General features: G+C 56.9%; 12 protein-coding genes. All 12 read left to right on the top strand.

What is annotated here, in order from left to right; translation table 11 throughout:
* Nucleotides 1-275: 275 nt before the first annotated feature.
* The 12 genes from FJQ55_RS20255 to FJQ55_RS20200 all read left to right on the top strand — a co-directional run bounded on the left by FJQ55_RS20255 (nucleotide 276) and on the right by FJQ55_RS20200 (nucleotide 14,026).
* Nucleotides 276-1,325 (top strand): AraC family transcriptional regulator, encoded by a 1,050-nt coding sequence (locus FJQ55_RS20255; RefSeq protein WP_208758238.1) that lies wholly within the window; start codon nucleotides 276-278, stop codon nucleotides 1,323-1,325.
* Between the two features lie 30 nt (nucleotides 1,326-1,355).
* The gene (locus tag FJQ55_RS20250) at nucleotides 1,356-2,066 is read left to right on the top strand and encodes a DUF599 domain-containing protein (protein WP_140831370.1); all 711 of its coding nucleotides are present in this window, start codon (nucleotides 1,356-1,358) and stop codon (nucleotides 2,064-2,066) included.
* A 171-nt stretch (nucleotides 2,067-2,237) separates the two neighbouring features.
* Nucleotides 2,238-5,039 (top strand): ATP-binding protein, encoded by a 2,802-nt coding sequence (locus FJQ55_RS20245; RefSeq protein ID WP_140831368.1) that lies wholly within the window; start codon nucleotides 2,238-2,240, stop codon nucleotides 5,037-5,039.
* Nucleotides 5,040-5,127: 88 nt separating this feature from the next.
* The gene (locus FJQ55_RS20240; RefSeq protein ID WP_140831366.1) at nucleotides 5,128-5,604 is read left to right on the top strand and encodes a hypothetical protein; all 477 of its coding nucleotides are present in this window, start codon (nucleotides 5,128-5,130) and stop codon (nucleotides 5,602-5,604) included.
* Between the two features lie 103 nt (nucleotides 5,605-5,707).
* Nucleotides 5,708-6,643, top strand: a complete 936-nt coding sequence (locus FJQ55_RS20235) for an MBL fold metallo-hydrolase (protein WP_140831364.1) — start codon at nucleotides 5,708-5,710, stop codon at nucleotides 6,641-6,643.
* Nucleotides 6,644-6,971: 328 nt separating this feature from the next.
* Nucleotides 6,972-7,808 carry an alpha/beta fold hydrolase gene (locus tag FJQ55_RS20230; RefSeq protein WP_246085219.1) on the top strand — a complete coding sequence of 279 codons (837 nt, stop codon included), beginning with the start codon at nucleotides 6,972-6,974 and terminating at the stop codon, nucleotides 7,806-7,808.
* Nucleotides 7,809-7,842: 34 nt separating this feature from the next.
* Nucleotides 7,843-8,664 (top strand): alpha/beta hydrolase, encoded by an 822-nt coding sequence (locus tag FJQ55_RS20225; protein WP_140831361.1) that lies wholly within the window; start codon nucleotides 7,843-7,845, stop codon nucleotides 8,662-8,664.
* Nucleotides 8,665-8,740: 76 nt separating this feature from the next.
* A complete protein-coding gene (locus FJQ55_RS20220; RefSeq protein WP_140831359.1) occupies nucleotides 8,741-9,538 on the top strand; it encodes an SDR family NAD(P)-dependent oxidoreductase in 798 nt (265 codons plus the stop codon).
* Between the two features lie 163 nt (nucleotides 9,539-9,701).
* Nucleotides 9,702-10,604 carry an alpha/beta fold hydrolase gene (locus FJQ55_RS20215; RefSeq protein WP_208758237.1) on the top strand — a complete coding sequence of 301 codons (903 nt, stop codon included), beginning with the start codon at nucleotides 9,702-9,704 and terminating at the stop codon, nucleotides 10,602-10,604.
* A 106-nt stretch (nucleotides 10,605-10,710) separates the two neighbouring features.
* Nucleotides 10,711-11,310, top strand: a complete 600-nt coding sequence (wrbA, locus tag FJQ55_RS20210) for an NAD(P)H:quinone oxidoreductase (RefSeq protein ID WP_140831357.1) — start codon at nucleotides 10,711-10,713, stop codon at nucleotides 11,308-11,310.
* 204 nt (nucleotides 11,311-11,514) lie between these two features.
* Nucleotides 11,515-11,925 carry a response regulator transcription factor gene (locus FJQ55_RS20205; RefSeq protein ID WP_140831355.1) on the top strand — a complete coding sequence of 137 codons (411 nt, stop codon included), beginning with the start codon at nucleotides 11,515-11,517 and terminating at the stop codon, nucleotides 11,923-11,925.
* A gap of 22 nt (nucleotides 11,926-11,947) precedes the next feature.
* On the top strand, nucleotides 11,948-14,026 hold the full coding sequence (locus tag FJQ55_RS20200; RefSeq protein WP_140831354.1) for a PAS domain-containing sensor histidine kinase: 2,079 nt from the start codon (nucleotides 11,948-11,950) through the stop codon (nucleotides 14,024-14,026).
* Nucleotides 14,027-14,175 lie beyond the last annotated feature (149 nt).

Genomic DNA, 14,175 nt, shown 5'->3' with positions numbered 1-14,175 from the left:
AGGAGGGTTCGCCTCGCAGGGACCAAGCAAAACCTCCCGAAATAAAATTCCTCTTCCAACCTCGAACTCCAGCGATACTATCTATTCACCAGCGTGTTCTGACTTTTGGCCAACCTTGCCTGCAGCCCTCAGAGACCCGATAAACCAAGGTCACCGCTCGGGCCGTTTAGCCTGCAAAAACCATGTATTCAAAGAAATGCGGATAGTCGGTCCATCAATTGGACTCGCCAGGCCACGAAGCGACTTAGCTGCTAAGCTCAATAGTATAATTGGTGATGACCCGCGCCTTGCCCCGGCGTGCCGTGGTTTTGACCTTGCGTGCTGTTCCGCTTGATTTCGGGCTGTGCGAGGCTTTACAAACGCTACAGGGGCGAAATTTCCCGGAGGTGGCCGTGATGAACTCGTTGCATGAGCATGGATTTCAGAAGTTCCCCGATGCTGGACTGCTCGTATCCTCCCGTGGTCGAGGTTGGTCGGGCTTGGCAGCCGAGTTGCGAGCACATCCATCTGGTAAAATCCCTGATATTTGCTCGTCGAAAACGGAGATAACGTTTGCGGTTCGGGGAACCCGCGATGGCACGGTCGTACGGAGGGGAAACGGCAATCTGCAGGTTACTCCAAGTCGGTCGGGAACGATCTGGCTCTGCCCGAAGGGTGTGGAAGAAGACGAGATCAGTATAACCGAGGCTATCCCCGAAGTTCTGCACGTCTACATATCAGACGAGCAGATCGACACGCTGTCCGCGATGGCGTCGCGGCCTGTAGCTTTTGACGCGAGCCTTTACCGCGCGGGTCTTGAGGACGAGTTCGTCCGCCAGATTTGTCTCCGCATCCTTGCCGAAATCCGGGAAGAAACTGCGGGCGGTGAAACGTTGATGGAACATCTCGCCAGCGTACTCTTGACCCATATATGCGGGCGATACACCGAGCACCACGCCGCCGCGAGCCGGATCGGCGGTCCGGTGGGTGCCCTGGACCAACGACGGTTGAAAAGGGTCCTGGAGTACATACAGGACAACCTGGAAACCGATTTGACTGTGGCGGAAATCGCGGCGGTTGCGTGCCTTAGTCGACATCATTTTGCAAGGGCATTCAAGGCTGCCACAGGTCAAAGCCCAAACGGTTACATCGGAGTGTGCAGGATCAATCGAGCCTTGTCCTGGCTCTCCACATCGGACATGCCGCTTGCCGAAATTGCTTTCGCCTGCCGCTTCTCCTCTCAGTCCGCATTCGCGAGGGCATTCCGACGGCAGCTTGGCCGTTCGCCTGGCGAGTACCGGAAGGAATCTTTCTTTGCGCCCAGAGCGATCAGCGCTGTGAGGTAACAACTACAGCGGGGTTACGCCGGGGGCGTCATGGACATTTTGAACATTGCGGCGATCTCTTATTTCGTGGTGGTCTGGATAGCGATCGAACCACTGATGGCGATTGGTTGGCCAAGACCGCACGACAGTCTCTTGATCGACATGGTGCGTATCCGCGCCGCTTGGATGCGGGAAGTGCTGACCCGAGACAACAACTTCATTGGGGACGCTGCCATCCTCGGTCACACGATCAACTCGGCGTCGTTTTTCGGATCGGCGAACCTAATCGTCATTGTAGGCATGAGCAGCGCCTTGTTCATGGAACCTAACTACGGGTTGGATTCTGGTCTCATCGCCAGATTCACCGCGCAGGACCCGCTGTGGTTTTTTCAATGTAAGGTGTTGTTGATAATCGCTACCCTGTTACGTGGGCTATCCGACTTCATATGGGCGGTTAGACAAATCAACTATTGTCTGGCTGCGATCGGAGCCAGCCCTTCGCGCGAGGAGGACAGGGACATCACCGCGTGGACCAACGCCCTGACCCTCGTGCTCAATCCTGCGCTCAGGTCTTTCAGCGTCGGGGTGCGATCCTACTATTTCACTGTGGCCGCCGCATTCTGGTTTCTGGGACCCATTCCTCTCATAGTGGCGACAACGTGTTCGGTTGGCCTTCTCATCTGGCGACAGACTTGGTCGGACACAGCCAAGGGGGTCACGACTATCAGAAAACTCCTCGACAGTTGCGGTCCGAAAGCCTGAAGCCGCGCCACAATCCGCGTGTGCCGAAGAGGCGCGTGTGCCGAAGAGGTTCGTGATCGCGGATTGAGCTACCCAGAGGCGCGTGTCGAAAGCTCCGCCTATACCCTCTTTGCTTGCGAAGCGAACCTAGCTATTGTCAAATTTCGAAGGAGCTAGCGGATCAACTGACGCATGGCAGGCCGGATGGTTGGGAACCCGATGGTGGACGATGAGGTCGAATTCGGCCCCTTCACTCTGAAGGCGGGAAAGCGAACACTCACGCGAGACGGTAGTCCGGTGGCTCTTGGAAGCCGGGCGATGGATATTCTTGTCTGCTTGACCTCGAATGCTGGGAGGCTTCTTACCAACGCGGAAATCATCCGGCACGCTTGGCCAGATACCTTCGTGGATGAGACCAATCTGCGGGTGCACATATCTGCCATTCGTCGTGCCCTTGGTGATACAAAAAGAGAGTCCGTCTACGTTACTAATGTGCCGGGTCGCGGCTATACCTTCCTCGCCGAAGTCAGACGGAAGGCACGGGGTGCGTCTGAAGTGGCATTACCCGGCCCAAACCAGGTTCCTCCGACAGAACGTCGTGCGAATGCAACGCTCTTTGGACGTGCGGCTGTCCTCGAGAGACTATCTGAACAATTGTTAGGCGCGCGACTTCTAACAATTGTAGGGCCAGGCGGTATTGGGAAATCCACTGTCGCGCGTGCGGTGCTTGGTCGATCGTTTGCCGAAGTTATCTGGGTCGATCTGGCTGAACTCAGCTCAGGCGAACTTATATCGACGGAGGTGGCTTCCAAACTCGATATTCCGCCGCGTAACGATGACATCGATGCCGCGATTGCCGAGGTGCTGGAGGGGCGTGACATCGTCATCGTGCTCGACAGTTGCGAGCATGTCGTGGATGAGGCTGCGGTTTTCGTAGAGTCCATTCTAAGTCGGACGGAATCACCGCGGTTCCTTGCAACCAGCCGAGAGCCCTTGAGGTCGGCGGGAGAATGGGTTCACCGCCTCAGCCCGCTCGACCTCCCTGAGACAGGAAGTTCGGTTGCCGAGGCAATGGAATCTCCAGCCGTGCAACTCTTTGTGAACCGGGCCGCAGCATGTCGCGGCGGGTACAAGCTGAGCGATGAGGACTTGTCCCATGTAGTGGAGCTCTGCCAACAGGTCGATGGCATCGCTCTCGCGATCGAGCTGGCCGCAGCGCGAATGGACACGATGTCGGCCAAGGCGCTGTCGACATCCCTCAAGGACAGTTTTCGGCTACTCAGCAGGGGGCGGCGCACCGCATTGCTCCGCCACCAGACACTTCGCGCTACTCTCGATTGGAGTTATTTCGTCCTGACGCCGGAAGAACAGAGAGCAATCCAGCGGCTCTCGATTTTTCGCGGTTGGTTCTTGCCCGATGCTGCTTCGGCAGTTCTTGATGACCCCGATGAGGTCGTTGAAAGCCTCGTGTCGAAATCGCTCATGGTTGCTGAGGCGCTGTCCGACACCACCAGGTACCGCTTGCTGGACACCACCCGGTTCTACGCTGTCGAAAAGCTGGTTGAGAGCGGTCATTATTCCTCTGTGATGTCACGTCTCGCCGAATACCTCTCGGAGCTCTTCGAGATAAGCGAGCAGGAACTATACTCTGCGTCCACTGAAGACTGGTCCCTAGACTTTGAGCAGCATGTTTCCAGTCTGCGGCTTGCGCTGGACTGGGCGTTCGAGCTAGGCGGAGACCAGATTTTAGGGGTGCGGCTGACGGTGGCGTCGTTACCGCTGCTATTCCGGCTATCGCTTCTCGACGAATGCTTTGATTGGGTAACGAAAGCGATCGCCTATCTCGACGCCCATCCCGATCTCGACGAGCAACGACGGATGAAATTGTATGCGGCGCTGGGATGGCCACAGATGCGGTCGACGGAGGTGCCCGAAAAGGGGGTCGCCGCCTGGACGGCGGCATTGAGGATCGCCGAGCGTCTCGGTGACGTCGACTACCAGTTGCGCGCCATTTGGGCGATATGGGTCGACGCGATCAATCGAGCCGAACCTCAGCTGGGGCTACAGTTCGCCCACGATTTTGCGACAGTGGCGGCGGAATCGAATGATCCTGTCGACAAGGTGGTGGCCAAGCGCATTATGGGAGCGACGCTTCATTGGCTTGGCCGCCACAGTCAATCCCGCGCCTTGCTAGAGGAGATGATCGTCGAATACGATGCATTGCCCACCGGCCAGACGACGCGGTTTCAATTCGACCAGCGTATCACAGCAAAGATCATCTTGGCTCGAGACCTCTGGGTGCTTGGCGAGGGTGATCGCGCCTTGGTCGAGGCCCAGTCCAGTGTCGAGTATGCGATCTCAATTGGACATGAGCTTTCGTTGTCGAATGTTCTTGCAGAGGCCGCGTGCCCTCTCGCTCTCCTAGAGGGCCGCTTTGACCTTGCGAAGAAATACATTGCGCTTCTCAAAGACCATACCAAGTCCCTATCCCTGGATGTGTGGAATTGTTATGCGCGGTGCTACGAGGCAGAGATTCTGCTTGAGGAAGGAAAGCCAGAAGATTGCCTTGTCGAATTGAGGAGGAGCATGTCCGTTCTCGACCACGCGGGATTCAACTTATTCCGAACCTATTTCCAGTCGGTTGAGGTCCGCGCGCTCGCCGCGCTAACAAAGTTTGCCGAAGCGAACCAGGTTATCGACAGCGCGCTCACCCACTGCGAGTCCTCGGGAGAAAGGTGGTGTAAACCGGAACTCCTGCGCATAAAAGGCCAGCTGCTCTATCAGGGGTTGGCAAACCCGCCCTCAGCAGTGGTCGATAAATGGTTCGAGGCGGCCGAAGCCGAGGCAAAATCTCAATCAGCTGCAGCATGGCAGAGTAGGATAGACGCCTACCGATCTTTGTCTCGGCCGGATGACCAGTTTGGAGCTGAAGCTGGAGTGATCAAGGGAGTAGAAAATAAGCGCGACCGGCCGCAGAACCGTTCTTTCCAGTGACCGGCTGCCCACGTTTACAGCGATTCACAACTCCTCACTGGTTCCTTCCGCCACGCCCGAATAGGTTTTTCATAACCGAGGCAAGGGCATGGTGAAGACTCAACGCAGAATTCTGTTCGTCTTGGACGGCGAGCACGCCATGGTCGAGCCCGATTGGGAACTCGCTCGCGGTGTTGCGATGGCATATTCCGAGGTGAGGCGTCTGGGAGGAGAAGCCGTCTTTGCATGTGACGGGGGCGGATTTCCACATGTGGCAGGACACATGCGGCGCTTTTCGCAAGACCCGGTCGTTGGAATGTTTTTGCAGGATCACATCGCCCGCGACGACATCGCCGATGCGTTATCCTTAGAACAGATAGTAGTCGACGATTTCGATGGGGCTGCCTTCTTCGTAGTTGATCCGATCAATTCGGAAGGCGTCTCGACCCTGAAGGAAGGATTTCTTTCACGAGGTAGATTAGTGGTGCTTACAAGTCGCACACCCGCGACGGAGCCTTCACGAAAAGGGTGCATTGTCCTGAGCGGCGAGACCGACATCAGATGGATCGCTCAGCTACTGCTGTGACCATCCTCTTGCTCCTTTGCAGCCATTTACAACCATTCACTCGTACCTGACCGGCGACCCCTCCAAACTCGACATGACTCTTCCAATCAAAGGAGACATGTCGATGACCCGTTTACCACCTTACTCTACAAGCCGAAGGCAATTCCTATCGCTCGCCGCAGGTGCTGCGCTGGCGGGCTCGCCAGGTATGCCTGCAAACGCCGCGGTGGCCCATCGTTTCATCCATGGCGATTTCGACATTTCCGTTCTGAGTGACGGCTTTCTGACCCTTTCCGCAGACATCTTGCTCCCTGACGCCGCCCCCGAAGTCCGGCTTCCAATTCTCACATCTTTGGGCGGCGACATAACCGGTGCACGTGTTCAGGCGAACATTCCGCTCATCCGCTATGGCGATGACCTAATCTTGATCGACAACGGTGCAGGAGGAAATTTCCAGCCCAGCACCGGAAGACTTGAAGGGAACCTCAGGTCAGCGGGCGTCGATCCATCTTCGATTACTAAGGTCGTATTTACTCATGCACATCCGGATCATTCCGGCGCGACGACGACAAGTGACGGCAAAGTGCTCTATCCCAACGCCCGGTACTATATCGGCCGGAACGAGTGGGATTTTTGGACAGACAAGAACTTTGAAACGCGGAGACCTAAGGCGCTGCACGGATTCGCCAAGGGTGCCCAGCGCGATCTGTTTGCCGTCGAGGGTCGAACGACATTGTTGAGGAACGGAGACGAGATCGTGCCAGGAATGTCGGTTATCGACACGCCGGGGCATACACCAGGTCACATCTCCCTCGAGCTCGCCGGCCGCGACAACCTCCTGATCACAGGGGATGCCTGTACCAACGACGTGATCTTCTTCGAGCATCCCGACTGGCATTTTGGTTTCGACACCGACGGTGAGCTTGCGCTGAGGAACCGCCGCGCGCTCCTAGATCGAGCCGCAAGCGAGAAGCTGAAGCTTCTTGGTTATCACTGGACTTATCCAGGCGTCGGCTACGCTGACCGGGCGGGAGGCGCTTACCGGTTTGTGGCCGCTTGACCGTAGCGACCATGGTTCTCGGGACCGGCCAAGAGCGGCCGGTCCCATTGTTCGTGACGGTCGCGTAGCCGCAATTTCGATTATCACCGATTTACGACCGTTTACTCGCGTTACAGGTCCTAGTCCGCCAAGCTTCATCTCGTCGAACAGAGGCATTCACGCGGCCAAGGAGACGAAAATGAACGCCACCACAATCGCACAGAATTCGATCACCACGACCCGGCGCGATCTGCTTGTCGGCGGCGGCGTAGCGCTCGCCGCCGCAGCTCTTCCAAGGGTGGCACTGGCCGCCACAAAATCAACCGCAAACGAACAAGGGAACCTCATCATGTCCTACATCACCACGAAAGACGGCACCGAAATTTTCTACAAGGATTGGGGTCCGAAGGACGCCCAGGCGATCGTCTTCCATCATGGCTGGCCGCTGTCCGCCGACGACTGGGACAACCAGATGATGTTTTTCCTCGGCCAGGGTTTCCGCGTCATCGCACATGACCGGCGCGGTCATGGACGCTCGACCCAAACGGACACGGGTAACGAGATGGACACCTATGCGGCGGATGTCGCGGAACTCGCCGAGAAGCTGGACCTGAAGAACGCCATCCATGTCGGCCATTCCACCGGCGGCGGTGAAGTCGTGCACTATGTTGCACGCTCCAAGCCTGGCCGTGTGTCGAAAGCCGTCATCATCGGTGCCGTACCGCCGATCATGGTGAAATCCGAAAACAATCCCGGCGGCCTGCCGATCGAAGTGTTCGATGGCTTCCGCGCAGCGCTGATCGCCAACCGCGCCCAGTTTTTCCGGGACGTTCCGGCCGGCCCATTCTACGGCTTCAACCGTGCCGGTGCCGAAGTCTCTGAGGGCGTGATCCAGAATTGGTGGCGGCAGGGGATGATGGGCGGAGCGAAGGCCCATTACGACTGCATCAAGGCCTTCTCGGAGACAGACTTCACCGAAGACCTCAAGAAGATCGAGCTTCCGGTTCTCGTGATGCACGGCGACGACGATCAGATCGTGCCATATGCCGACTCCGCGCCTCTGTCAGCAAAGTTGCTGAAGAAGGGCACGCTGAAGACATATCCCGGCCTTCCGCACGGCATGTGTACCACCCATCCGGACGTGATCAACGCCGATCTCCTAGCCTTCTTCAAGGGTTCGTCTTGAACTTTGCCGAGGCGCTTGAACAGGGATAATCACGATGACAAAGACCATCATGCTCATTCATGGTGCCTGGCTCAACGCCAAGAGCTGGGAAGGCTTCCGGGCCCACTACGAAGCCAAGGGTTACACGGTGGTGACGCCGAACTGGCCCTACGACGACCGCGAGCCGGCCGAACTCCGCGCCAACCCGCATCCGATGCTTAAAGCTGTCGGTGTCCACGGCATCATCGACCATCTCGAGGCGGAAATCCGAAAGCTATCTGAGGCACCTATCTTGATGGGTCACTCGGCCGGGGGGGTCTGGACCCAGATACTGCTCGACCGTGGCTTCGGCGTCGCAGGTGTTGCAATCGATCCTGCTCCGACGACTGGGGTCCGGCTCGGAATACATTCGATCGTATCCGCATTACCCGTCCTGGGGTCGTGGGGTAGCTGGAAGCGTACCATGCACATGTCACGCGATTTTTTCGGCAATCGCTTTGCCAACGCCCTCCCGAAAAACCAGATCGACGAGTACTACGACCGCTACATCGTGCCGACGGCGGGCAAGGTCTACTGGGACGGCATCCTGACGTCGATCGGCAAGGTTCGGTGGGACAATCCTGACAGGGCTCCATTGCTTCTCATCGGGGGCGGTCTCGACCTGATCGCCGACGCAAGCATGACCAGGGCAATCTACGAAAGGCAGAAGCGCGCACCCTCCAAAACGGCGCTCAAAATTTTTGAGGACCGTTCCCATTTCACCTGCATCGAACCAGGCTGGGAAGAGGTCGCCGATTATGCACTCGATTGGGCGATGCGCAATGCGCGCGCCGGCGGGTCGAATGTCACGAGTCTCGGCGTCCACTACGCCGCTTAAACAAGTGCGTGTGGGGTCGCAACGGCTCCGCACGTCAGCACCAAACGTCGCATATCGGCTCGACAGGGAGACAACCATGCCCAGACCCACTGCTATCGTCACTGGAGCGTCCTCCGGTATTGGCGCTATCTACGCTGAGAGGCTGGCCGCACGTGGCTATGACCTCATTCTTATCGGCCGAGACATGGCGAGATTGCGTTCTGCGGCCAATCTGTTGACTGGGACTTACGCAACCTCCACCACCCCTTTACCGCTCGATCTAAGTATCCGTGCCGATCTCGAGCTCTTGCTGAAGCGTATCCGGGAAGACAAAGAAATCGAACTTCTCGTTAATAGCGCTGGCGTTGGGCCGAGTGGCGGTGTCTTGGATTCCGACGATGAGGTACTCGAACGCATGCTCCATCTCAATGTCAGTGTCCTGCATGCGTTGAGCGTCGCAGCCGCGAAAGCCTTTAGCCAGAAGGGCTCGGGAGCGATCATCAACATCGCGTCCGTCGTCGCTTTGATGCCGGAACGTTTCAATGGAAGCTACTCTGCGGGAAAGGCGTTCGTGCTGTCCCTGACCCAGGCTCTGGACGTCGAACTCCGGCAGAAGGGCGTCCGAGTCCAGGCGGTCCTTCCCGGTTTCACCAGAACCGAAATCTTTGAGCGAGCGGGTTTGGACACAACAGTGATCCCGTCCGGGATGATGATGGATGCGGGCGATATGGTTGACGCAGCGCTTGCCGGGTTTGATGCGGGCGAACTCGTCACCATCCCGTCGCTCCGCAACGAAAACCTTTGGAAGGCGTTCGATGCCGCCCGCCACGAGTTGGGGCCGCATCTCTCGCTCGACAGGCCCGCCCCACGGTACCTCGGCACGGTTCCCCAATAGAACCGAGCCCTGCATTCCCGAGCGTTGGTCTTGCATGTGCCGCCACTTGCGACGGCGCGCTCCGATGCGTTCCGCTCCTCTCGCGGGACGCATCGCTACCTCCCTGTCTGGCGAACGAAGGAGGCTGTACCAATTCAAACTCGCCCCCACAAGGATCACGTCAATGAAGTCTGTCATCGCATTGTTCATGTTTTGTGCCTCGCTACCGTTCCAGGTCTTCGCGAACGCGTCTGCCGGCAGCGCTGAAAGGAATTTCGTACAGGTTGATGGCGTGAAGCTCGCCTACCGCGAACTGGGGTCCGGAGACCCCATCATCATGTTTACCCGGTTGCGTGGAACCATCGACACCTGGGACCCGGCCTTCATCAACGCGCTGGCGGCCAACTACCGTGTCATCATGGTCGACTATCCTGGCGTCGGCTACTCCGAAGGCCAGCTTCCCCCCGACATGGTCGCCGTCGCCGATACGATGGCGAAGTTCGCCAAAGTGCTCGGCATTGGCAAGTTCAATTTGGTAAGCTGGTCGTGGGGAGGAGCGCTGGGCCAGACCTTCCTCGTCAAACACCCTGAGATGGTCAATCGAGCGATCCTCATGGGCACCAACCCTGCGGGCAAGGTTGAGCACGCCATGCGCGACGACTGGTTTGAGCTCGCGGTGAAGCCGGTCAACGACCTGAAGGACGAGGAAACTCTATTCTTCGAACCCGCGTACGAAGAGAGTCTCGCTGCCGCCAAGGCTTCGCATGATCGCATCTACGCTCGCGCTGGAGTAACCGAGCATATCCCGTCCAGCATGAACGTGTTCAAGCTCTACTTTGCAGCCGCCGAGAAATTCCACGAAGACAAGGAAGGTATTCGTAAGGGACTGACCAAGTCTGATGTGCCCATGTTGATAATCTGCGGCGACAACGACCCCGGCACGCCTGCCGACAACTGGTTCCCGCTCGTCCGCAAGATACCACGTGCTCAACTTCTGATCATGCCTCGTACCGGACACGGACCGCATCACCAGTTTCCGCAGCTTTCGGCAGATTATATTCACGCTTTCCTGAAAGCGGAGCTCTGACGCCGCCGACAGATCGCACCTATCGTCCGTCGAACGGACGGTGACCGGGAAAAGGTCATCGTCGGAATTTAGAAAACACGCAAAACGTTGACAGAGGGAAATGACAATGGCCAAAGTTCTGATCCTGTACTATTCCGCATACGGTCACATCGAGACAATGGCGCAGGCGATTGCCGAAGGCGTTCGCTCAGTGGGGGCTGAGGTGGACGTAAAGCGCGTTCCCGAGCTCTTATCGGGAGAAGTTTGTGCGGCGCGTGGATACAAAATGGACCAATCCGCGCCGGTGGCATTGGTATCGGAGCTCGATCAGTACGACGCTATTATCTTTGGTTCTGGAACGCGCTTTGGCACGGTAACCGCCCAGATGCGAAACTTTATCGATCAGACCGGGGGCCTATGGGCACAAGGTAAACTGGTCGGCAAGATTGGCTCCGTCTTTACATCGTCGGCGACTCAGCATGGTGGTCAAGAGTCTACGATCCTGGGCTTCATCCCGACGCTCCTGCATCACGGCATGGTAGTCGTAGGCTTACCTTACGCATTTGCGGGCCAGTCTGGAACTGAGGAAGTTAAAGGAGGGTCGCCGTATGGTGCCAGCACCATCGCGGGAACCGACGGTGCCCGCCAGCCGTCGGCCGTGGAACTGGATGGCGCGCGGTATCAAGGTGCGCATGTTGCCCGGGTTGCCGTGAAGATGTTCGGTTGAGACTGTCGTTATCGGTGATCGATCGCAACGCCAAAGCGAGCTGGCCTGCTAGGGCAGGAGGTCGCCAGCCGAAGGTGGTTTTCTACGAGGGGATGTCATCATCCGCGTTGGCGCGTTAGGCAGTTAACGGGCGGTGGCAGTGTGCGCTGCTTGGCACCGGAAGCCAAAGGCAGCCCAAACCATCGTATAATTCACAGGTGTCTCATGATCGCTAAAGCTGTCATTTATCAGGCCAGTGGATTGGATATCTTCGTGAGTGAAATCTCGGTTGCCGTCGTCGATGACGATAAGTCGCTACGAAATGCCTTGGTCGGTCTCCTTCAGGTTTCGGACTATTCCGCGACAGGTTTCGAATCGGCCGAATCTTTCCTTGATTCCGCGGAGGCTGAGGCAGTAAACTGCCTCATAACGGACGTTAATATGCCCGGAATGAGCGGAATTAAACTCAAAAAAATCATGCTTAACCGACGTAGTTATTTGCCAGTTATCATGATCACGGCCCTGAAGGATAAGGCAGTTCTTGAAGAAGCTATGGAATCGGAGCAGATATTCTTGCTGGAAAAGCCGTTCGACAGTGAATTATTGCTCGAATGTCTGTACCGTATTTTCTGGTAGGCTGACGCTGGAGGTTGGAACTATGTCGGTCGACTCGGTCTTGCCTGCAAGGCGATTGCCGAACGTAGTAGCCTTGGCGTCTGCTCTGGATGTAATCCCTGAGTCGGTTGTCATCTTTGGCATGGATGATGTTATTCTATTCGCCAACAAGGCGGCAGAAGCCCTCTACGGCCATCCCGTCAACGCGGCGCAGGGTCGCAACATCAATGACTTCCTTGCGATGCGACATCCCCATGGTCTGGACGAAATGAAACGCTTGCTTCTCGACACCGGGGAGTGGTCAGGCGAGTGCTTTCGGCGGTCGGCAATGGGAATGGAACTGAAGATTGGTCTAGATTGGACGCTGGCGCGCGATGATCAGGGGACACCTTCCTTCGTCGTTGAGCGGAGTCGAGACTTGACGCGCGTTGACGAGATAGCGGTACAGTTTCGCATCGCCTCTCATCGCTATGAGAATATCTTTCAAGCTATGGCCGCCTCCTTTTGGGAACTCGACTTCTCCGGTGTTCGGCGGATGATCGGCGAGTTGATGCAGGCTGGCATCAGTGACCTCGCAAGCCACTTCCACACCGATGATGCATGGATCGAGGAAGCGCTGCGCAACACGATCGTGCTCGATGTGAATGAGAAGACGGTGGAGATGTTCGGCGCTGAGAGCCGGGAAGCGATGATTGGTGGTCATGTTGAGGCTGCATGGCCAAAGCAAAGCAGACACCTGTTCGCCGATGCATTGCTCTGTGCAATAAGGCGGGAGCCACGCCTTTCCGCAGAAACGGTTCTCACCCGTCTGGATGGTACTCCGTTCAATGCTCTCTTTACCGTATGCTGGCCTCCTGGGCATGAAGGAAAGGGATCGGTGCTCGTGGGTGTCATCGATATCTCCGATAGGAAGCGCTCGGAGGCCGAGCTCATTGCCAGCGAAGCTCGTTACAGGGAGCTCTTCCAGGCCATGAGCATGGGCCTACTACATTTGGATACGCGACGGCTCTGGCAAATATTCAACCGGCTCAAACAAGAGGGCGTCGCCGATCTCAGGGCCCATCTCGAGTCGTATCCGCATCTCTTGCAGGAAGCGATGGAGGCAACTGTCGTTGCAGAGGTGAATGTTGCGGCTATGGCGCTCTACCGCGCGGCTTCTGCGAATGATCTTGTCGGCAAGACGGTGAAAAGTCTTTGGACACCCAAGGGTATGAAGACTTTCATCCGCGCCCTTGAGTCTGGGTACTACCTGCTTCCGGGCTTCGAGGAAGAAACAGAGCAGCTACGATTGGACGGCACCACGATGGCCGTCCATTTGTCATTCAATCCTTCTCCGGCGCTTCGGGCTCAAGGGCGGCTCCTCGTCGGCCTGATAGATATTAGCGAACGAGTAGCCGCTGAAGCTTCGCTCTCCGAGCTGAAGAAGTCGTTTGCCCATCACACCAGGCTCGCGCTTCTCGGCGAAATGACAGCGTCGATATCGCATGAAATCAACCAGCCACTCAGCGCGATCATGACCTATAGTGCCGCGGGGAGGCGACTTCTTGAGCGCGCCGTCGTCGACACTGAAAAGCTCCTGTTCATTCATGACAACATTGTTGCCGATGCCAGACGAGCAGCCGACGTCATAACTCGGACACGGAGAATGGCTACTGGGAAAGACGCCGACAAGGTGGCAGTTCAGGTCGTAACGCTCGTTGAGGAAGCCCTGAGATTTGTCGACCACGAACTCAAGAGCAACTCCGTGACTATCGAGAAGATTTTCGCCGACGAAGGTGGAAGAGTGGCAGTTGACCCAGTCCAGTTGCAACAGGTGATCGTCAATCTCGCGATCAATGCGATCCAGGAAATGCAGAAGGTTCCCCATTGCAAACGCCTGCTTCAGGTGCGGACTGGCACCAAAGGAGACGGCGTCGTGATCGCGGTCGAAGATCGAGGTCTCGGCATTCAGCCAGAGAACCTTTCTCGTCTATTCGAAACTTTCTTTACCACCAAGACAGCCGGCCTCGGGATGGGCTTGGCCATCTGTAAGCAGATTGTCGAAGCGCACGGCGGCAAGTTGATTGCAACGAACACGGGCTCCGGGGCCCTATTTGAGACGACTCTGCCTCGTGTACCTTGAGGCGACCCGAAAAAATCCGCTCTCTGCCTGATAACACTTCCAGAGCTATTGCACAGAGAAAATGGCGCATCCGTCGGCTAGGCATTTACAACTTTTAATTCGCCTCATTATCGACGGTATGAAATACTTCCATTCGTCAAAAACAGCCC

The sequence above is a fragment of the Rhizobium glycinendophyticum genome (genome assembly GCF_006443685.1).
GTDB classification, from domain to species: domain Bacteria; phylum Pseudomonadota; class Alphaproteobacteria; order Rhizobiales; family Rhizobiaceae; genus Allorhizobium; species Allorhizobium glycinendophyticum.
The sequence above is the reverse complement of the archived record's forward strand: the minus strand, read 5'-3'. Positions and strand labels throughout refer to the sequence as shown.